The sequence below is a fragment of the Capnocytophaga sp. CM59 genome (assembly GCF_000293175.1).
GTDB lineage: Bacteria > Bacteroidota > Bacteroidia > Flavobacteriales > Flavobacteriaceae > Capnocytophaga > Capnocytophaga granulosa.
Map to the genome: position 1 here is coordinate 38,831 of NZ_ALNN01000003.1, position 18,792 is coordinate 57,622.

At 38.7% G+C, this 18,792-nt stretch carries 19 protein-coding genes; 12 read left to right on the plus strand and 7 right to left on the minus strand.

Annotated elements, in window-relative coordinates; genetic code table 11:
* Nucleotides 1-41: 41 nt before the first annotated feature.
* From HMPREF1154_RS00430 to HMPREF1154_RS00440, 3 genes are all read right to left on the minus strand, one after another.
* Nucleotides 42-851, minus strand: coding sequence for an undecaprenyl-diphosphate phosphatase (locus tag HMPREF1154_RS00430; RefSeq protein ID WP_009640639.1), 810 nt, complete (start codon nucleotides 849-851; stop codon nucleotides 42-44).
* Nucleotides 851-1,072 (minus strand): DUF3098 domain-containing protein, encoded by a 222-nt coding sequence (locus HMPREF1154_RS00435; protein ID WP_016420088.1) that lies wholly within the window; start codon nucleotides 1,070-1,072, stop codon nucleotides 851-853. Before HMPREF1154_RS00435 ends, HMPREF1154_RS00430 begins: the two co-directional genes overlap by 1 nt.
* Nucleotides 1,073-1,182: 110 nt before the next feature.
* Nucleotides 1,183-2,061 carry a cell division protein FtsX gene (locus HMPREF1154_RS00440; protein WP_009640622.1) on the minus strand — a complete coding sequence of 293 codons (879 nt, stop codon included), beginning with the start codon at nucleotides 2,059-2,061 and terminating at the stop codon, nucleotides 1,183-1,185.
* Between the two features lie 198 nt (nucleotides 2,062-2,259).
* Here HMPREF1154_RS00440 and hsdR point away from each other — a divergent pair, with 198 nt between their 5' ends.
* From hsdR to HMPREF1154_RS00470, 5 genes are read left to right on the plus strand one after another with little or no spacing between them, the layout of a single operon-like run.
* The gene (gene hsdR, locus HMPREF1154_RS00450) at nucleotides 2,260-4,632 is read left to right on the plus strand and encodes an EcoAI/FtnUII family type I restriction enzme subunit R (RefSeq protein ID WP_034566553.1); all 2,373 of its coding nucleotides are present in this window, start codon (nucleotides 2,260-2,262) and stop codon (nucleotides 4,630-4,632) included.
* 3 nt (nucleotides 4,633-4,635) lie between these two features.
* The gene (locus HMPREF1154_RS00455) at nucleotides 4,636-6,141 is read left to right on the plus strand and encodes a type I restriction-modification system subunit M (RefSeq protein WP_034566556.1); all 1,506 of its coding nucleotides are present in this window, start codon (nucleotides 4,636-4,638) and stop codon (nucleotides 6,139-6,141) included.
* Between the two features lie 4 nt (nucleotides 6,142-6,145).
* On the plus strand, nucleotides 6,146-7,150 hold the full coding sequence (locus tag HMPREF1154_RS00460) for a hypothetical protein (RefSeq protein ID WP_009640534.1): 1,005 nt from the start codon (nucleotides 6,146-6,148) through the stop codon (nucleotides 7,148-7,150).
* A gap of 5 nt (nucleotides 7,151-7,155) precedes the next feature.
* Nucleotides 7,156-7,620: a type II toxin-antitoxin system death-on-curing family toxin gene (locus HMPREF1154_RS00465; RefSeq protein ID WP_009640625.1), complete on the plus strand. Its 465-nt coding sequence runs from the start codon at nucleotides 7,156-7,158 to the stop codon at nucleotides 7,618-7,620.
* Nucleotides 7,617-9,218, plus strand: coding sequence for a restriction endonuclease subunit S (locus HMPREF1154_RS00470; RefSeq protein WP_009640620.1), 1,602 nt, complete (start codon nucleotides 7,617-7,619; stop codon nucleotides 9,216-9,218). Before HMPREF1154_RS00465 ends, HMPREF1154_RS00470 begins: the two co-directional genes overlap by 4 nt.
* Here the strand turns inward: HMPREF1154_RS00470 and HMPREF1154_RS00475 are convergent.
* Complete coding sequence (locus HMPREF1154_RS00475) at nucleotides 9,215-10,585, minus strand: restriction endonuclease subunit S (RefSeq protein WP_009640560.1); 1,371 nt, start codon at nucleotides 10,583-10,585, stop codon at nucleotides 9,215-9,217. The two genes, HMPREF1154_RS00470 and HMPREF1154_RS00475, sit on opposite strands and share 4 nt — an antisense overlap.
* Nucleotides 10,586-10,622: 37 nt before the next feature.
* Between HMPREF1154_RS00475 and HMPREF1154_RS00480 the strand changes: the two genes are divergently transcribed.
* From HMPREF1154_RS00480 to HMPREF1154_RS00490, 3 genes are all read left to right on the plus strand, one after another.
* Nucleotides 10,623-11,426 (plus strand): tyrosine-type recombinase/integrase, encoded by an 804-nt coding sequence (locus tag HMPREF1154_RS00480; protein ID WP_009640563.1) that lies wholly within the window; start codon nucleotides 10,623-10,625, stop codon nucleotides 11,424-11,426.
* A 356-nt stretch (nucleotides 11,427-11,782) separates the two neighbouring features.
* Nucleotides 11,783-12,829 carry a PDDEXK nuclease domain-containing protein gene (locus tag HMPREF1154_RS00485; protein ID WP_009640564.1) on the plus strand — a complete coding sequence of 349 codons (1,047 nt, stop codon included), beginning with the start codon at nucleotides 11,783-11,785 and terminating at the stop codon, nucleotides 12,827-12,829.
* A 140-nt stretch (nucleotides 12,830-12,969) separates the two neighbouring features.
* The gene (locus HMPREF1154_RS00490; protein WP_009640635.1) at nucleotides 12,970-13,839 is read left to right on the plus strand and encodes a geranylgeranylglycerol-phosphate geranylgeranyltransferase; all 870 of its coding nucleotides are present in this window, start codon (nucleotides 12,970-12,972) and stop codon (nucleotides 13,837-13,839) included.
* Between the two features lie 62 nt (nucleotides 13,840-13,901).
* Here HMPREF1154_RS00490 and HMPREF1154_RS00495 read toward each other — a convergent pair whose 3' ends face one another.
* From HMPREF1154_RS00495 to HMPREF1154_RS00505, 3 genes are read right to left on the minus strand one after another with little or no spacing between them, the layout of a single operon-like run.
* Entirely contained in the window at nucleotides 13,902-14,585 is a 684-nt protein-coding gene (locus HMPREF1154_RS00495) for a hypothetical protein (RefSeq protein ID WP_009640555.1), read from the minus strand.
* A 2-nt stretch (nucleotides 14,586-14,587) separates the two neighbouring features.
* Nucleotides 14,588-15,076 (minus strand): phosphoribosyltransferase family protein, encoded by a 489-nt coding sequence (locus HMPREF1154_RS00500; protein WP_009640618.1) that lies wholly within the window; start codon nucleotides 15,074-15,076, stop codon nucleotides 14,588-14,590.
* A gap of 54 nt (nucleotides 15,077-15,130) precedes the next feature.
* Nucleotides 15,131-15,517 (minus strand): RNA-binding S4 domain-containing protein, encoded by a 387-nt coding sequence (locus HMPREF1154_RS00505; RefSeq protein WP_009640591.1) that lies wholly within the window; start codon nucleotides 15,515-15,517, stop codon nucleotides 15,131-15,133.
* Nucleotides 15,518-15,628: 111 nt separating this feature from the next.
* On the opposite strand from HMPREF1154_RS00505, the gene HMPREF1154_RS00510 reads away from it, so the two are divergent.
* The 4 genes from HMPREF1154_RS00510 (at nucleotide 15,629) to HMPREF1154_RS00525 (ending at nucleotide 18,719) form a co-directional block, all read left to right on the plus strand.
* Nucleotides 15,629-16,435, plus strand: a complete 807-nt coding sequence (locus HMPREF1154_RS00510; RefSeq protein WP_009640518.1) for an FKBP-type peptidyl-prolyl cis-trans isomerase — start codon at nucleotides 15,629-15,631, stop codon at nucleotides 16,433-16,435.
* A gap of 68 nt (nucleotides 16,436-16,503) precedes the next feature.
* Nucleotides 16,504-17,220, plus strand: coding sequence for a CDP-alcohol phosphatidyltransferase family protein (locus HMPREF1154_RS00515; RefSeq protein ID WP_009640592.1), 717 nt, complete (start codon nucleotides 16,504-16,506; stop codon nucleotides 17,218-17,220).
* Nucleotides 17,207-18,046 (plus strand): DUF4476 domain-containing protein, encoded by an 840-nt coding sequence (locus tag HMPREF1154_RS00520; RefSeq protein ID WP_034566561.1) that lies wholly within the window; start codon nucleotides 17,207-17,209, stop codon nucleotides 18,044-18,046. Before HMPREF1154_RS00515 ends, HMPREF1154_RS00520 begins: the two co-directional genes overlap by 14 nt.
* 76 nt (nucleotides 18,047-18,122) lie before the next feature.
* Complete coding sequence (locus tag HMPREF1154_RS00525; RefSeq protein WP_009640630.1) at nucleotides 18,123-18,719, plus strand: Uma2 family endonuclease; 597 nt, start codon at nucleotides 18,123-18,125, stop codon at nucleotides 18,717-18,719.
* Nucleotides 18,720-18,792 lie beyond the last annotated feature (73 nt).

The following is an 18,792-nucleotide window of genomic DNA, read 5'->3' on the forward strand; positions in this document are numbered from 1 at the left end:
AAAGGTAGAAGATAAAAAGTAAAAGGTCTCGTTAATTACCTTTATTTGAGGAAAAACCATAGGAGGATTCCTCCTACAATGATACGATAGTAGCCCCAGAGGGAGAAACCATATTTCTTGATCAGACCCACAAAGCCCTTGATAGCGAGGATGGCTACCACATAGGCTACGAGATTACCGATGAGGAACATGGAGAGTTTGTCAGAGTTGCTGGCTAAGAGTTCATAGCCCTTGAGGTCAGTACCACTTCCTGTGTAGTGCTTTAGAAATAAGGAATACACAGTTACGGCGAGCATAGTAGGTACTGCCAAGAAGAAAGAGAACTCGGCAGCGAGTTCGCGGGAGAGCTTCTGTTGCATACCTCCAATGATAGAAGCAGCGGAACGGCTGGTGCCAGGCATCATGGCCAAGCATTGCCAAAAGCCTATAATAACGGCCTTTTTGATAGAGATATCTTTCTCGTGAAATATCGCAGGGTGCTTGAAAAAACGGTCAATAAAGAGTAGTACAAAACCGCCCACGATGAGCATGATCGCAATATATACGGGAGCACCCATGACAGAATCAATATAGTCGTCCAAGAGCTTACCCAAGACAAGGGCAGGGAGTACGGCAAAGCCAAGTTTTACAAAGAACTGCCAGCGAGAGAAGTCCAAGAACTTGCGCCAATAGAGGGTTACCACAGCCAAAATAGCCCCGAACTGTATGCAGAGGGCGAAGATCTTGAAGAAATCATCTTCGGGGAGTCCCATCAGTTCGCGGGTAAAGATCATGTGAGCGGTGGAGGAGATAGGTAGGTACTCGGTAAGTCCCTCCACAATGGCAATGATGATAGCCTGTAGTAAGTCCATTAGTTTTCCTTTTGTTTGTCGTTATACAATATAGCCACTACCTCGGTAGCGAATCCCAGTAGCACCAAGGCAGGCGCCAGACTGATACGCTGGAAGTTGAAGATAGCGGGATTGAAGACCTTAGGGTCATCACTGCCTCCTCCACTCATGGTGAGGAAGCCCAAAGAGATAAGCCCCAAACCAAGGAGCATCAAGAGGAAGTTTTTTCGTTTGAAAACCATCTTTTTTAATTGTTAATTATTAATTGTTAATTGTCAGTGGTTAGTGGTTAGTCACTAGTGGTTAGTCATTAGTCACTTGTCATTAGTCATTAGTCACTAGTCATTAGTCACTAATAATAGAGTTCGTCGGTATGGAGGTTTAAAAAACGCTGGGCGGCGAAATAGGTGCTGATCCAGCTGATGAAAATTCCAATAGCAAATAGGGCGGCAAAGACCCATATAAAGGCGCTGGAGTTGCTAAGCAGCCCCCATTCAGGCCAAGACTTATCCAAATAAAACAAGCAAAGGCTCAGTGCTAAACAGGCCAGTAATGCGCTGAGGATACCTAAGGCTATATTGGTGACGATAAACGGTCTGCGAATAAAGGCTTTGGTAGCGCCTACTAGCTGCATGGTCTTGATAATAAATCGCTTAGAGTAAACGGACAGGCGTATGGACGAGTTGATTAGCAGCATGGCCACGAAAGTGAAAATAGCTGAAATAGAGAGGATAACGATAGAGATTTGCTGGAGGTTGGAATGCACTTTCTCTACCGAAGCACGGTCATAGACAACTTCCTTGACGGAGGCATTTTGCAGTATAGATTCTTTGATTTCCTCCATTTTTTCAGGGGCGACATAGTCGGCCTTGAGGGTAAGGTCAAAGGAGTTTTTCAAGGGATTGTCTCCAATGGTGGATATAAAGTCCTCTCCCAGTTCCTCAATGAAGGACTGTGCAGCCTGCTCCTTGGAGATAAACTGAACTTTTTTGATATAGTCGGCAAGGGAGAGTGTTTTTTGGAGCTGCTGTATATCGGCCTCTTTGGCGGTATCCTTGAGGAAAACGGACATAATGAGGTTTTCCTTGTAGCTATCGGTGAAGTTTTTGGCATTAATCAGCAGAAACCCCAATAGCCCCAGAAGGAATAGCACGAGTGTAATACTCAGTGTAACAGAGAAATAGGAAGAGATGAGCTTCCTACGGTTGTATCGTTCGGTTCGGGTATGCACTTTTTGGGCAAGTTAGAAAATGAGCGTAAAAGTAGTAAAAATCTGTTATATAGAAATTGGTTTGGGGGAGATATACAAAAGTTTAACGATTTTAAAAGATTAATTAAGAGTTGGAGAGGCTTAGAACTTAAAAATTTTGAGATTAAAAATCAATTATTTTTTTGTATATTTGCGGCATAATAAACAATTTATAAGATTATGATGTCAGAGGAAGATATAAAACTCAAATTCATAACTCCCAGCATAATGGATAAAGGATGGGGTTATGATAATATTTCTATGGAAAAAATGGTTAAGTTTACCGATGGTAAAATTAACCTTCGAGGCAATCTTTTCTCTCGTAGTAAAGCAAAATATGCCGATTATATGCTTTACTATAATAAGGCGACCCCTATTGCTATTGTAGAAGCTAAAGATGCTACTCACTCTATAAGCTACGGAATGCAACAAGCAAAAGAATATGCTATGATGATGAATATTCCTTTTGCTTATAGTTCTAATGGACAGGGTTTTCAGGAATATGATTTCCTTACGGGAAAAGAAAGAACTCTTGCAATGGATGAATTTCCTACCAAAGAGGAGCTTTATAAACGTTTTATGGGTGAAAATCATAATGGAGAAGGATTTTCGGAAAAAGAACTTAAAGTTATCAATCAGCCATTTTGTGTAGGTCATGACATCTTTCCTCCTCGATACTACCAGCGCAATGCGGTTAATAATACGGTAAATGCCGTCGCTCAAGGCAAAAAACGACTTTTATTAGTAATGGCTACTGGTACTGGAAAAACGTATACGGCTTTCCAAATTGTTTACCGACTATTGAAAGCAGGATTGGTAAAGAAAGTATTGTATTTAGCAGACCGCAATGTATTAGTAGACCAATCTATTCAGCAGGATTTTAAACCCCTTCAGAAAACTATACACAAGGTTGATTATCAGAAAGATCTAAACAGTGGCATCACAGCTTATGAGGTTTATTTTTCACTTTACCAACAACTTATAGGACAACGAGGAAAACAGCAATACAAAGAGCTGTTCAGACCTAATTTTTTTGATTTGGTAATTGTAGATGAGTGCCACAGAGGAAGTGCCAAAGACGATAGCAACTGGCGTGAAATTTTAGAATATTTCGACAGCGCGATACAGTTAGGAATGACTGCTACTCCTAAAGAAACTAAATACCAATCTAGTATAAATTACTTTGGCGAGCCTGTTTATACCTATAGCCTAAAGCAGGGTATTGAAGACGGATTTTTGGCTCCTTTTAGAGTTGTAAATATTACTACTAACATTGGTGATGAGTGGCGGCCTACTGTGGGGCAAGTAGATGTTTACGGCAATGAAATAGAAGACCGAATTTATAACAATTCGGACTACGACTATAAGATTATTATAGAAGACCGCATTAGGGAAGTAGCGGAACAAATTACCAATTACCTCAAGCATACTGACCGAATGGGAAAAACAATCGTTTTTTGTGCAGATGAAGATCACGCTGAGAGAATGCGCATAGCCCTTGTAAATGCTAATTCGGATATGTGTCAAAAAAATCCTGACTATGTGGTGCGTATTACGGGAAGCGACCCTTATGGACAATCGAAGCTAGATTATTTTATTTCCGTAGCTGAAAAATATCCTGTTATTGCCACTACTAGTAAGCTTTTATCTACGGGAGTGGACTGTAAAATGGTGAAGCTGATAGTGCTTGACCAGCGTATCAGCTCTATGACCGAATTTAAGCAGATTATAGGGCGTGGCACTCGTATTCGTGAAAAAGAGGGAAAAACGCACTTTACTATAATGGATTTTCGGAATGTTACCCGCCTATTTGCTGACCCTGATTGGGACGGAGAAGCAGAGATAGATCCTAATTATCCACCTGATGACACGGTGATTCCTCCTGTCGAGTCCTGTCCTGTATGTGGGCAATTTCCTTGTGTATGTCCGTGTCCTATTTGTGGGCATTATCCTTGCGAATGTAAGGGAACAAATAAATCGTCTAAACCTATCGTAGATAAAAACGGTTGTTCTGTGACAGTGATTAACAAAGTAGTATCGGTGTATGACACAAATGGCAAACTTTTGCGAACTGAGAGTGTTACCGATTATACTAAGAAGAATATCAACGACAATTATACAAACCTTGATGACTTTATCTTGCATTGGAATAAAGCAGAAAAAAAAGCTGAGATAACTGATTTACTGCGCGAAAGCGGTATTGATTTGCAAGCCTTGAAAGAAGACCAAGGAATGGCTGAGGTAGATGATTTTGATTTTATCTGCCATATAGCTTATGGCAAAAAGCCTCTTACACGTAGAGAACGCGCTGAAAATGTAAAGAAACGAGATGTTTTTAACAAGTATGGTGCTGAAGCCCGAAAAGTATTGGAGGCTCTGCTTGAAAAATATGCTACTGATGGAATCACTCAATTAGAAAACACCACAGTTTTGAAACTTGACCCTTTCCGACAAATGGGAGCTCCTGCCCATATAGCCAAATTCTTTGGAGGTAAAGAACAGTACTATTCAGCAGTGAAAGAATTAGAAAAATTGATATATAACATAGCTTAATATATGGCACTTAACAACTTTGTAAAAAGCATTCGGAATATTATGCGCAATGATGCAGGTATCAATGGTGATGCCCAACGCATTGAGCAAATTGCGTGGATGCTTTTTCTTAAAATATACGATGTAAAAGAGGAGGATTGGGAATTTAAAGAGGATAGTTATCAATCGTTTATCCCTGAAGAATGTCGTTGGCGTTCGTGGGCAACAGACAAGGGTGATGGCAATGCCCTAACCGCTGATGCCTTGTTGGATTTTGTAAACAATACTCTCTTCCCTACCCTAAAAAGTTTGGAAGTTACCCCTTATACCCCTATACGCAGTAGCATTGTATTTACGACATTCCAAGATGCTAACCAATATATGAAAGATGGTGTATTGCTTCGCCAAGTGGTGAATGTAATAGACCAGCTGAATTTTTCTGATTATGAAGAGAACCACGCTTTTGGAGAAATTTATGAAGCAATCTTGAAGGAAATGCAGTCAGCAGGTTCAGCGGGTGAGTTTTATACCCCAAGGGCACTTACGGATTTTATGGCAGAAATTATAGAGCCCCAAATAGGAGAAAAGATGGCTGATTTTGCTTGTGGCACAGGAGGTTTCATCACAAGTTGGCTAAACACTCTTGATAAAAAAGCTACCACAGCAGAGGCTAAAGAAGCTTGGGCTCAATCTATCTATGGAATAGAGAAAAAGCAATTCCCCTATATGCTTTGTGTAACCAATTTGTTACTACATAATATTGATGCTCCTGCGTTAGTACACGATAATTCACTTACAAAAGATGTACTTAACTATACCGATGATGACAAGTTTGATGTGGTGCTAATGAATCCGCCTTATGGAGGTAGTGAAAAGAACGATATCAAACAGCATTTTCCGTCAGACCTTTCTTCCAGCGAAACAGCTGATTTATTTATGGTACTGATAATGTATCGCTTAAAACAAAATGGGCGTGCTGCGGTGATTCTTCCTGATGGTTTTCTCTTTGGTGCTGATAATGCTAAATTGGCTATTAAAGAAAGGCTTTTGAGAAAGTTCAACTTACACACTATTATCCGCTTGCCAGGTAGCGTATTTTCTCCTTACACAAGTATTGCTACTAATATCTTGTTTTTTGACAATGTGCAAGCAGAAGGAGCTGAAGAAGGTTTTTGCACCCATAGAACGTGGTTCTACCGCTTGGATATGCCCGAAGGGTATAAACATTTTTCAAAAACCAAACCTATGCAAGCTGTACATTGTCAGCCTATTAAAGACTGGTGGCACAACCGTGTAGAAACTGTTAGTGAAGATGGTAAAGATGAGAAGTCGAGAGTATTTACTGCGCAAGAACTCTTAGCGATGGATTGCAACCTCGACCAATGTAAATTCCCCAAAGATGAGGAGGAAATACTACCTCCTGCAGAGCTTTTGGACAACTACTACAAAAGACGTGCTGCCCTTGAGCACGAAATAGACAAAACTCTTTCGGAAATACAACAGATTTTAGGAATAGACATAGAAAAATAATGTAATGGATAAAAAAGATCTTACAACATCTACAATAGAGAGGCAAAATATTTTGAATAATCGTTTTGCTATAGAAACTATACAAGAAAAATTAGCTATAGAAGGAATGCTTTTTGAGGGAGAATATCGTTATACAAAGAAAATGGTTGCTGATTTTTATGGCGTAGAGGAACGTACTATTGAACGTTATCTTGAGACTCATAGTGATGAATTAAAACATAATGGCTATATTTTATGTAAGGGTAAGTTGTTGAAAGAGTTTAAATTACAATTTGCTCCCGTCATCAATATCGGGAGCAAAACTACTCAGTTAGGATTGTTTAACTTTCGTTCATTTCTTAATATAGGGATGCTTTTGACCGATAGTGAACAGGCTAAAAAAATGAGAAGTTTTATACTTGATATAGTCATTACAACTATTAATGAAAAAACAGGAGGAGGAACAAAATTTATCAATCGCAGAGACATAAATTATCTACCTGCTGCTATTCAAGAAGATAATTATCGAAAAACCTTGACATTAGCTATTAAAGAATATGTATCAGGACATCAGACATTCAAATATGCACAAGTAACAGATTTAATTTACAAGGCAATTTTCAAAGAAAATGCTAAAGAGTATAAGGAAATTCTTAAGCTTGACACAAAAGATAATGTAAGACATACCTTATATTCGGAAGTTCTCCTTGTACTTTCTTCTTTTGAAAATGGAGTAGGAGAGGCTATTAAGGAATCGTATAAAAAAACAGGTGTTTTGCTTAGTATAAAAGACGTAGAATCAATTGTAAATGAATTAGTTGAACACCCCATGCAAAAACCTTATTTAAATGATGCACGTAGCAAAATGGCTTCGAGAGATTTTAGTTTTCGCGATGCTTTTCATAGCAATATAGCAGAATATCTTCGTGCAGTTACTCCTGAAGAGTTTGAGCGATTTATAGGAGACCAATCTGTTGATTTTGATACAATTTTAGAAGGGAATAAAGATGTTTTAGAACGTTTAAAATGAGTGTGATGATACAATATATTTCTTATGAAGAAGTTCTTGATGTTTATCATAAGACGATAGCAAAGAGTGGAGGAGGATTAGAAGGCGTTCGAGATAAAGAAGCAATTCTTGCAATACTTGAATTTATTCAAAATGATGATTACTACCCTTCTTATGCAGATAAATTGACCTATCTTGTTTTTCGTTTTTGTTCAGGACATTTTTTCGTTGATGGCAATAAGCGACTTTCTTTGACTTTAGGCACTTACTTTCTTCATAAAAATGGATATTATTGGGAGGCTTGTGTTTTTATGAGTCAGCTGGAATCTATTGTTTATCATATTGCAGCATCACATATAGATCAAGACCTCTTAGGAGAAATCATTTATTGTTTTCTCGCAAGAGAAGAATATGATGAAAATCTTCAATTAAGAATTGCTCTTGCAATGAGTAAGGGTGATTTAGGTATTAGTGAAAATAATGAATTATGACAGCAGACCAATTACGCAAATCTATACTCCAGCAAGCTATACAGGGCAAACTTGTTCCACAAGATCCTAATGATGAGCCTGCCTCTGTACTTCTTGAACGCATTCGGGAAGAGAAAGCTCGGCTTGTGGAAGAAAAGAAAATCAAGAAGGAAAAGAACCCTTCTGTTATTTTTAGAGGAGAGGATAATTCCTATTATGAGAAGTTCACCCTATCGGGCGAGGTAAAATGTATTGATGAGGAAATACCTTTTGAAATACCTAACGGGTGGGAGTGGTGTAGAATTTTTAATATTTTTCAAATTAATCCTAAGAATATTTGTAATGATGAATTAGAAGTTGCCTTTATACCTATGGAAAAACTTTCAGCAGGTTATGGTTCCAATTATTCCTATGAGAAAATAAAATGGGGAAGAATAAAAAAAGGTTTTACTCATTTTGCTAATGGTGATATTGCTTTTGCAAAAATTACTCCTTGTTTTCAGAATCGTAAATCGGCTGTTTTTGAAAAGTTACCTAATGGTATTGGTGCTGGAACTACAGAATTAAAGATACTTAGAACCTTTGCAGAAACAATAAATCGTTATTACCTCCTTTACTTTTTAAAATCTCCTTATTTTGTAGAAGAAGCTATATTCAAAGGAACTGCTAACCAACAGAGAATAATTTCTGGTTATTTAGAAGATAAATTGTTTCCTCTCCCTCCTCTTACTGAACAACAACGTATTGTGGCAAAAATAGAAGAGCTTATACCATATATTGAACACTATGGTAAAGCACAAACTGAACTGGATATGATTAACAAAAACATTAAAGAACAGTTAAAGAAATCAATTCTGCAATATGCAATAGAAGGGAAACTTGTACCACAAGATAAAACAGAAGGTATGGCTGAAGAACTATTACTACAAATACAAGCAGAGAAGCAAAAACTATATGAAGAAAATAAGCTAAAGAAGAAAGATCTTGAACACAGTACTATCTTTAAAGGTGAGGATAACAAGTACTATGAGAAGATAGGGAAAAATGTTACTGAAATAACTGATGATATGCTATTAGACCTTCCTGTTGGTTGGAAATGGTGTAGATTAAAGGATATTGTCTTTATCTTTACAGGGGCAACATTTAAAAAAGAAGAAGTGAGTGTGGAAAACATTGACATTCGTATTCTTAGAGGAGGAAACATACAACCTTTCAGATTAACTAATAGAGTTGATGATATTTTTTTACCTAAAGATAAGGTAAAAGAAAATATCTTACTTAAAAAAAATGATATTGTAACTCCAGCGGTTACAAGTTTAGAAAACATAGGAAAGATGGCAAGAGTAGAGTTTGATTTAGAATCTACCACAGTTGGAGGTTTTGTGTTTATCCTTCGCCAGTTTTATTGCAATGATATTGTTTCTAAATATCTTTTAGCATTACTATCTTCTCCTATTTTTATTGATTATATAAAATCTATCACAAATAAATCTGGACAAGCTTTTTACAATATAAGTAAGAATCGTCTTGAAATGACTTTATTACCATTACCTCCACTTGCTGAGCAACAGCGTATTGTAGAATCTATTGAAGCTATTTTTCGTTGTATAGAAAACTAATTTTTTTCTATACAACGAAAAATATTTTGAATGGTATTTACTATTCTTTGCTGTTCAGATAGGGGTGGAATACCTATAAGAAGTGAATAAAATAATTCTTTATTAAGATGTGGAATAGCAGCTCCTTTTTTTGAATTTCGGAGTAGGTCTTTATAGAACTGTATAAAGTAAAGTACATATTGTAAATCCATTACAGGATTCACCCATAGTTTTTTAAATGTACTCCCCATATAACCATTATGTGGAATAGTAAAAACCTCCCCAGAATTTTCTCCGTCCACCAAAATTATATTATCTCCTTTCTGAACAAACCTACCCTTTTGCAGGTAATCCCCTTCTGTTTTTCCACGCAAAAATTTAGCATCAAGACAAATATTTTGTCCTTCTTTTTTCTCTCCATCAGTGAGAATACAAATAGATGATAATCTAGTAATAGCCCAGCTATTCGGAAAACTATAATCACTTTCTATTTCAGTAACATTTTTCCCTATCTTCTCATAGTACTTGTTATCCTCACCTTTAAAGATAGTACTGTGTTCAAGATCTTTCTTCTTTAGCTTATTTTCTTCATATAGTTTTTGCTTTTCTGCTTGTATTTGTTCTAATAATATCTCAGCTGTACCTTCTGTTTTATCTTGTGGTACAAGTTTCCCCTCTATCGCATATTGCAGAACAGACTTTTTTAGCTGTTCTTTAATATTTCTGTTTAGCAAATCAAGTTCTGCTTGTGCTTTACCATAGTGTTCAATATGAGGGGTTAGTTCCTCTATTTTTTCTACAATACGTTGTTGTTCCTTTAAAGGAGGGAGAGGAATAAGATTTTTTTGAAGTACACCTATGTATAATTCTTTTTGATTTGTACTACCTGCAAGATTATCTTCAATATATTGTTGAATCATCATAGAATTCATAATTTTATAAATATAGTATGAATTCATTTTTGAAGATAACCTAACAACGGAAATATGAGAATCGGGAACAATAAATGGGTAGTCTCCAAGAACTTCTTTGGAGAATATTCCAACTCTTCCGACTGTGCCAGTACCTGTTGAATTTACAAGAATATCGTTATCTTTTAATTTATATTCATCTCCCCATTTTGGCAAAGTTGATTCATCTAAAAATTTAGCAGTATCAAGAGATATTCCTCCTGATTTTAAGTTGCACTTTTGAGCAAAAACTGGATATTTTTTTTTCTCGGAATATTTAGGAGATTTACCTCTAGAAAGAAAAATAGAGATATCCCCCAATCTACACCACTCCCACCCGTTAGGTATTTCAAAAGGTATTTCCTCATCAATACATTTTACCTCGCCCGATAGGGTGAACTTCTCATAATAGGAAACATAGGAAATATCAGCTATCATTTTTATATTATTCTTAAATATAAAAAAATAAAGCGATATGATCACTACATTTGAGGTAGCTCTCAAGGAGAGCCAAATGGCAGAGAATACGATTACTGCCTATCTGTATGCTGTAAAAGATTTTTATAGCAAGTATAAGGTGTTGAACAAGAATAATTTATTGCTCTATAAAACTTACCTCATAGAGCATTTTAAGCCTAAAACAGTGAATTTGCGTATTCAGGCACTCAATAAGTTTTTAGAGCATATCGGTAAGGGGAAGTTACGATTAAAGTCGGTAAAGGTGCAGCAGCGAACTTATCTTGAAAATGTGATTAGCCAGGCAGATTATCTCTTTCTGAAGGAACAACTGCGCCAAGAAGCGTCTTTGATGTGGTATTTTGTGGTACGCTTTTTGGCCGCTACAGGGGCGCGGGTGAGTGAACTCATACAGATAAAAGCAGAACATGTGGCCATAGGTTATTTTGATCTCTATACCAAAGGAGGGAAAGTAAGAAGACTTTTTATTCCCCAACAACTGCGAGAGGAGGCTGTGGAGTGGCTTGATAAACAGAAGAAAACATCGGGTTATCTTTTTCTGAATCCGCAAGGGGAGCGTATTACTACAAGAGGTATTGCACAGAAGCTCAAATATTTTGCTGAGAAATATGGGATCAATACTAAGGTGGTTTATCCTCATTCATTCCGTCATAGATACGCCAAGAATTTCTTGGAAGCCTTCAATGATATTTCGCTGTTGGCTGACCTTATGGGACATGAAAGCATTGAGACTACCCGTATTTATTTGCGAAGAACAGCTTCGGAACAGCAGGCTATCGTAGATAAAGTGATTGTGTGGTGATTTGCTTTTATAATGAAACAAATTTAGATTGTGAATATTAGATTGTGAATAAATAAAAGATTTGTTATTTTTGCATCACAAGACAGAATTCCGAGATGCTATAAGGAATTTCTTTGATAATATACATACTTATAAAAAGGAGTTAGAGTCACTTCTAACTCTCAATTTCCGTTTGATAAATTCGCAAACCATTTCTTTTTGACTATAAGTTCATCATTGGGTGATCAAGCATTTAATCATCAAGAGAATGGAGTATACAAACACTACCTCTACGATGATAGAAAATTGCAAATTATCTACTGAATTATAGGTTGGTAAATAGATAATTCGTATATTTGTCTCTCTTTTTTTAAAGGATGAAAAATATTTTGGATACCTCCGATTACAAAAATTGGCTGCAAACCCTGAAAGGGAAAATACAACAAAGCCAAATAAAAGCTGCTATTCAGGTAAATAGCGAGCTATTACGGCTCTATTGGCAAATAGGTAAAGCCATTGCCGAAAAACAGGCGAAGGCAAAATGGGGCGATGGTTTCTTACAAACGCTTAGTGCAGATCTGTGTAGGGAATTTCCTACAATGAAAGGATTTTCAGAAAGAAACCTTAGATATTGCAAGAAATTCTATTTATTTTATAATCAACAAGATCTATTTCTGCACCAAGTTGGTGCAGAAATACCTCAAGATTTCTTTTTGTTTCAAATACCTTGGAGACACCAAGTAGAGATTGTTACTAAAAGTAAATCTATACAAGAGGCTCTTTTCTATGTACATAAAACAATAGAAAACCACTGGAGCCGATCGGTATTGGAACATCAAATAGCTCTAAACTTATATGCTCGACAGGGAAAAGCTATCACTAACTTCCAACAACAATTACCGGCAACAGCATCTGATTTAGCTCAAGAACTTACAAAAGACCCTTATGTGTTCGACTTTCTTTCTATGACGGAAGGTTATACCGAAAAAGAACTTCAGCAGTATTTAGAGGATCACATGACAAAATTTCTATTGGAATTGGGCAAAGGCTTCTGTTTCTATGGAAAACAAGTGCATATAAATGTAGGGGGGGATGATTTTTATATTGATTTACTCTTCTACAACGCTCATTTACACTGTTACGTAGTAGTAGAACTCAAGACCACAAAGTTTAAACCCGAACATATAGGACAACTGAAGTTTTATGTGACAGCTGTAAATAAGCAACTGCGGACTGAAGGTGATAATCCTACCATTGGGCTGTTAATCTGCAAAGATAAGAATGATATAGTAGCCGAATATACTTTGGAAGAGATACACAACCCAATAGGTGTTTCATCATACAAACTATTTGATGAACTTTCAAAAGGATTCCAATCATCTTTGCCAAGTATTGAAGAGATTGAGAAACAATTGATAGATTAGCAGAAAGGGTATGTTTTTTGGCTGTTACAGAGGAGCGAGTGAACTCGAACAAGCAAAAGCCGAGCATGTGGGGCTATTGGTTAATTTGCTTTTATAAATAAAATTACTTACTTTTGCAGGGAATAAAAACGACCTATGCTATGTGGCAGGTGGAAAAGAAAAAAATATTAGGGCTTTTCTCAGTGGTGCGGGGGTATAATATCCTGATGCTGTGTGTGGCTCAATACCTAACGGCTATCTTTATTCTCTCAAGGGCACCTATAAAGAGGGTGTTGCTTGATGGGCGGCTCTTTGCTATAGTGCTCTCTGGAGCTTTGGCAGTGGCAGGGGGCTATATTATCAATGCGTTCTATGACAAGGAAAAGGATATGATCAACAAGCCTACACGGGCGATGATAGAACGCTTGGTGGGACAAAATACGAAACTTACCCTCTACTTCGTGCTGAATTTCCTTTCGGTGATTGTGGCCAGCTATGTGTCTTTTGCGGCGGTGCTGTTCTTCTCTATCTATATCTTTATGATGTGGTTCTACTCGCATCGCTTGAAGAAAATGGTGCTGGTGGGCAATATCATCTCAGGGATACTCTCTATTATTCCTTTTTTTGCCATATTTGTGTATTATCATAATTTTCAGAAAGTTATATTTGTTCATGCGGCTTTTCTTTACTACTTGCTCTTGGCTAAGGACTTTGTGAAGGACTTACAGAATATCAAGGGAGATTTTGCCTTGGGTTACCACACCATAGCTACTGATTATGGTGAGCGAAGCTCTAAGCAACTGATTAGTTTGCTGGTAGGGCTAACGCTTCTGTGTGTGTATTTCTTGACCTCTTTTCCTGATACAGGAGCAATGAAGTACTATTTTATCTTGGCTGCCATTGTACTACTGGCAGTCTTTACCCCTATCCTATGGCGGAGCAAGACAGAGATACATTATGCCTTCCTCCATAACCTGCTCAAGGTGATTATCGTGGTCGGTGTATTCTGTATTGTGCTAGTAAGGAGATAGAGAAGAGTGAAAAGTGAAAAGTGAAAAGTGAAAAAAGAGAGAGGGCGAATTGCCATTCGCCCCTACGGTTTACTTTTTCCTTTGAGGTACCAATAACCTTTGCTGGTGGCGAAGCCTAAGGCAAAGAGAGACAGGAAGAAAAGGAATACCTTACCTAAGAGAACAAAATCGATGGGTTCACTCTTAGGGACATAGATGATTTGGGCACTTGCAGTGGCAGTAAGGCCTAAGAGGATAATCAGAATGTTGACCATAAGGAGTACTTCCAAGCGCAGATCTTTCTCTGGTAGTAGCACAGCGATGCCCTTGGTACCCAATAGCATAAAAGCGAATAGGGCAAGACAAGCATAGAGAGTTGTCTTGGCGAAGTCGGCTCCTGAGAAGAAGAAGAAGGCCTGTGCCAGCACATAGATAAGGCAGGGGAAGAGTAGTAGGCCTGGGAAAGCCAAAAGGATACGTTGTGCCTTGCTACGGCGGTTTTGGTAGTAATCCCTTAGAGCGACAAAGGCAAAGAGCAGTCCTATGGCTGATTCTATGGTAATTAGTACAGCCATGTCGCTTAGTATCTTAGGGGAGGCGAGCCACTGGCTAAGGGTCGTTTGGGATTGTTCGGAGGCAAAGTCGTAACTACCCCAAAGGAAGGCCACTAGTACGCCTGCCCATAGGGCTATCTGCCACAACCTCCAGAAGCTGAGCTTGAGGAGGGTGCTAAAAAAGATGAAGATAATCAGTAAAGCAATCAGCATAATTATTGCAAATAAGCATGGGGTTCGCCCTCAAAACTCACCTCAATATGTTCTAGCAGAGAGGTGGAGAGGGAAAGTCCTTTGAAATCGGCCTTGATAGGGAATTTCTTATGGTTACGGTTGACCAGCACAGCGGTTTTGAGTTGCTTGAGGGGCACCTCAAGGAAGTGCTTAACCCCATAGATAAGGGTGGCTCCACTGCTAAGGACGTCATCTACCAAGACGACGGACTGGTTGGTGTATTCCTCCACGGGTAGGGAGGTGGTTACAGGAGCTAAGACATTGGTTTTGTTGATCTTAACGCTGCACAATATCACAGGGATAGGGCAGATACGGCTTAGCTCCTCATGTAACTTTTCGGCAAAGATGTATCCGTTGCGTTCTATGCCCGCAAGGATGATCTTTTCTTGGTGTATATTAGCCTCATAGATTTGGTAGGCTATACGACGGATCTTGTGAGCGATTTGCTCGGAGGTAAGAATGGTAGTCAATTGTTAATTATTAATGGTTAATTGTTAATTATTAATAGAGGCAAATAGCCTTACCTATTCTACTTGTGTAGAGATTCCCCCAATGAGAAATTCTTCAAGTTCGCGGCGGTCTTTTTTGGTGGGTCGGCCTTCGCCTTTTTGTCGGTAATATTCTTGGGCTTGTTGTTGGGCTTTGGCCTGCTCAAAGGCTTCTTCGGGGGTGTTATCAGTACAATAGAGTCCCACGAGCTTAGCACCCACGCGCGATTCGGGAAGGTCATTAACCTGGATCTCATAGGTGATTTGGTCTTTTTTGATCTGTACCTTATCCTGAGGGAAGACCTCCTTGGAGGCTTTGGCTACCTCCCCGTTGATACGTATATGACCTTTCTTACAGGCTTCAGTGGCGATGTTGCGCGTTTTGTAATAGCGTACGCACCAAAGGTATTTGTCGATTCGCATAACTTAAGTGAATAGTGAATAGAGAACAGAGAAAAATTAAAGTAAAAATTTCATGCAAAAATACGAGATTTTTTTGTAACTTGCACCCAAATTAAAGTATTTATTTTTCTAATGATAAAAAAGAGTATTCTATTGATGTCGTTTGCCTTATTAGGCTTGTATTCATGTAAGAAAAGTGAGGATAATGGAGAGAAGATTCGTGAGATGACCGAGGTAATTCCAGAAAATGATCAGGCTATACAGGCCTACCTTAAGAGCCATTATTGCGAACTAGACAATGATGGGAACATCGTTCTAGGAGCTGTGGGGAGTACAGGCAAGACTTCTATTTGGGATAGAGCAGACCTTAAGCGCAAAGAACTAAGGGTGCTAGACCAGCACAACAACTATATTACTAACACTATGTATTATGTGATATTGCGCGAGGGCAATGGACAGCAGGCAACAGTAGCCGATCGCTCCTTTGTGCTCTATAAGGCTGAATCGCTCGATGGAAAGGTGTATGATGATGGGAATCTCTTTGTAAGTCGTAACTGGATGGACTTGCTTGGAACTGAAGCGAGTGTCTATCGTGGTGGTACAGTCATAGGCTTTCGTGAGGCTGTAGCGATGTTAAAGGCTTCGACTTCTGCAATAACAGAGCAGAGCAATGGTAAGCTGGTGGCTCCTACCGATGGAGGAGTAGGGGTGTTCTTTATGCCTTCGGGTATTACCTACTATACAGGTACTTCCAATATTCCAGCCTATACTCCCTTGATATTTGAAATAAATCTCTTAAAGACAGAGCGTTACGACCACGATGGTGATGGTATTCCGTCCATTAACGAGATACAACATCATCAGGATGGTACCATTACCTTCCCTGACTGTAATGGAAATGGAAGAGTGGATTACTTGGATGCAAACCCTTGTCAGTGACTAATGACTAGTGACTAATGACTAATGACTAGTGACTAATGACTAATGTGACTAATGACTAATAAAAAATGAAAAAATTTATCCCTAATCTCATCACGCTGCTGAATCTCTCTTGTGGGATAGTAGCCTTAAGGTTTGCCATGGATCAGGCCTTTGATATGGCCTTGTTATGGTTTTTCTTAGGGATTGTCTTTGACTTCTTTGATGGCTTTGCAGCCCGCTGGCTGAAGGTTACCTCGCCCTTGGGCTTGCAGTTGGATTCCTTGGCCGATATGGTAACTTCAGGCTTGGTACCAGGGCAGGTGATGTATTCGCTCATCAGTTTTGGGACAGCTCCTTATGGAGATGCCGTACATCTTTTTCTACCCTTTGCGGGTTATTTGGTAACCTTGGCTTCGGCCTATCGCTTGGCGCGATTTAACATAGACACACGTCAACATGATTCCTTTATCGGGCTTCCTACTCCTGCCAATGCGCTTTTTATCCTTACGGTAGGGTATATGGTACAGAAGGCGCAGTATATCAGTGCGCTACCGCTATGGGTAGCACTACTTATTACGCTGGTGAGTTGTTATCTGCTCAATAGCAATCTGCCCCTTTTCTCGCTCAAGTTCAAGGATTTTTCGCTCAAGAAGAATGCTATCAAGTATATTTTCTTACTACTTAGCTTAGTGTTATTGCTTTGTTTTCAAATAAATGCGTTTGCTCTTATCATTTTGGCATACATCTTGCTATCTATAGGGAGTAACCTTTTTAAAAACAAAGATAAAAATGAAACAATTTAGCTTATTATTAGGTCTGTTATTAGTCCAAATGACTTTTGCACAGCGAGCAGGAACAGCAGGGAAGTTTTTGCGCAATGAGGCCAGTGCCTCTGATATCAATTCAGTGCGCATTGAGGTAGATATAGATGGAAACAGAAACAAACGACCAGACTTGCAGCAATATAGGACAGCACCAGGGCAGTACCAATGGAATCCCGCTCCTTATGGCTATTCGGAGGTGTTTTTGCGTATTGCTGATAGTGGTTTTTTCACAGTAACACTTGGTGACCAGCAGATTAGCGGGCCAACAGGCAAGTTTCGTTTCTTCGATGTACGTTCAGGGGCAGTGCCTATGTCCATCTATCTCAATGGCTTCTTAATCTATCGTACTACCATAACAGCCCAGCAGAATAGTCGTACCGTATTGGATTACTTTGTACAATATGGTCTTTATGAATTGGCAGTCTATCCTATTGACAAACAATGGTATGGGGGTGAATGGAATGATATATGGAACAATCCCTATCAAGCGGGCAGTCACCTATCTGTTGCCCCACATGTGCCTGTGATGCCAGAGGAGGTATTTGCTAATTTTTATAATTCGTATAGAAAACTCAACTTTGACAAAGAACGTATCGCCTTTATCAACCAACAGCGCAATACAGCCTATACTTGTGCGCAGATCAAGCAATTGTTACGAGCACTTGACTTTGAAAACAACAAAGTAGATATGGGCAAACACCTCTATGATCTATGTGCAGATAAAGGGAATTTCTTCACTATATATGATATCTTTACCTTTGACAGCTATAAGAGACAACTAATGGAATATGTCTCTAATAAGTGAAAAGTTAAGAGTGAAGAATGAAAAGTGAAGAGTAGAATAACTCAAAGTTTAAAATTCAGAACTCAAAACTAATAATATGGTGATTACCGATATAAATCAGTTGGATGTAAATGGGACTTATACCTATGCGGATTACCTACTTTGGCGATTCAAAGAGCAGGTAGAGTTGCTGCGGGGTAAGCTCTTTAAGATGTCTCCTGCTCCGAGAGAGATACATCAACGGGTACTTAACGAAATCAACTTTGAGTTGATGTCTTTTTTCAGAAACAAGACTTGTAGGGTGTATCCTGCGCCTTTTGATGTACGTATACCTGCCAAAGGGGCAAAAGGGACGACAGATAACCAAATATATACCATAGTACAACCCGACTTATGTGTGGTGTGTGATTTGGAAAAGATAGACGGAAGGGGCTGTGTAGGGGCACCAGACTTGGTAGTGGAGATTCTCTCACCCTCCAACTCCCGCAAAGACCTCAAGGATAAATACGAAATCTACCAAGAGGCAGTCGTACCTGAATATTGGATTGTAGATGCAGATGATAAGGCTATCTATCGCTATGCCTTGGAAGGGGATACCTATATAGGATTGCCTCCTGTCTCCGAGGGAGATGTCTTTAGTTCAAGGAAATTTCCCGAAATGAAAATAGATACGAAACATATATTTAAAGAGTGACTAATGACAAGTGACAAGTGACTAACCACTAATCACTCATTATATTTAACAAACGATTAACGTGGTGTAAAGG

Bases quoted from the DNA above. Each gene is read 5' to 3' on its own strand.
- HMPREF1154_RS00430 (WP_009640639.1), bottom strand. From the start codon at position 851: ATGGACTTACTACAGGCTATCATCATTGCCATTGTGGAGGGACTTACC.
- HMPREF1154_RS00435 (WP_016420088.1), bottom strand. From the start codon at position 1,072: ATGGTTTTCAAACGAAAAAACTTCCTCTTGATGCTCCTTGGTTTGGGG.
- hsdR (WP_034566553.1), top strand. From the start codon at position 2,260: ATGATGTCAGAGGAAGATATAAAACTCAAATTCATAACTCCCAGCATA.
- HMPREF1154_RS00455 (WP_034566556.1), top strand. From the start codon at position 4,636: ATGGCACTTAACAACTTTGTAAAAAGCATTCGGAATATTATGCGCAAT.
- HMPREF1154_RS00460 (WP_009640534.1), top strand. From the start codon at position 6,146: ATGGATAAAAAAGATCTTACAACATCTACAATAGAGAGGCAAAATATT.
- HMPREF1154_RS00465 (WP_009640625.1), top strand. From the start codon at position 7,156: ATGATACAATATATTTCTTATGAAGAAGTTCTTGATGTTTATCATAAG.
- HMPREF1154_RS00470 (WP_009640620.1), top strand. From the start codon at position 7,617: ATGACAGCAGACCAATTACGCAAATCTATACTCCAGCAAGCTATACAG.
- HMPREF1154_RS00475 (WP_009640560.1), bottom strand. From the start codon at position 10,585: ATGATAGCTGATATTTCCTATGTTTCCTATTATGAGAAGTTCACCCTA.
- HMPREF1154_RS00480 (WP_009640563.1), top strand. From the start codon at position 10,623: ATGATCACTACATTTGAGGTAGCTCTCAAGGAGAGCCAAATGGCAGAG.
- HMPREF1154_RS00485 (WP_009640564.1), top strand. From the start codon at position 11,783: ATGAAAAATATTTTGGATACCTCCGATTACAAAAATTGGCTGCAAACC.
- HMPREF1154_RS00490 (WP_009640635.1), top strand. From the start codon at position 12,970: ATGTGGCAGGTGGAAAAGAAAAAAATATTAGGGCTTTTCTCAGTGGTG.
- HMPREF1154_RS00495 (WP_009640555.1), bottom strand. From the start codon at position 14,585: ATGCTGATTGCTTTACTGATTATCTTCATCTTTTTTAGCACCCTCCTC.
- HMPREF1154_RS00505 (WP_009640591.1), bottom strand. From the start codon at position 15,517: ATGCGAATCGACAAATACCTTTGGTGCGTACGCTATTACAAAACGCGC.
- HMPREF1154_RS00510 (WP_009640518.1), top strand. From the start codon at position 15,629: ATGATAAAAAAGAGTATTCTATTGATGTCGTTTGCCTTATTAGGCTTG.
- HMPREF1154_RS00515 (WP_009640592.1), top strand. From the start codon at position 16,504: ATGAAAAAATTTATCCCTAATCTCATCACGCTGCTGAATCTCTCTTGT.
- HMPREF1154_RS00520 (WP_034566561.1), top strand. From the start codon at position 17,207: ATGAAACAATTTAGCTTATTATTAGGTCTGTTATTAGTCCAAATGACT.
- HMPREF1154_RS00525 (WP_009640630.1), top strand. From the start codon at position 18,123: ATGGTGATTACCGATATAAATCAGTTGGATGTAAATGGGACTTATACC.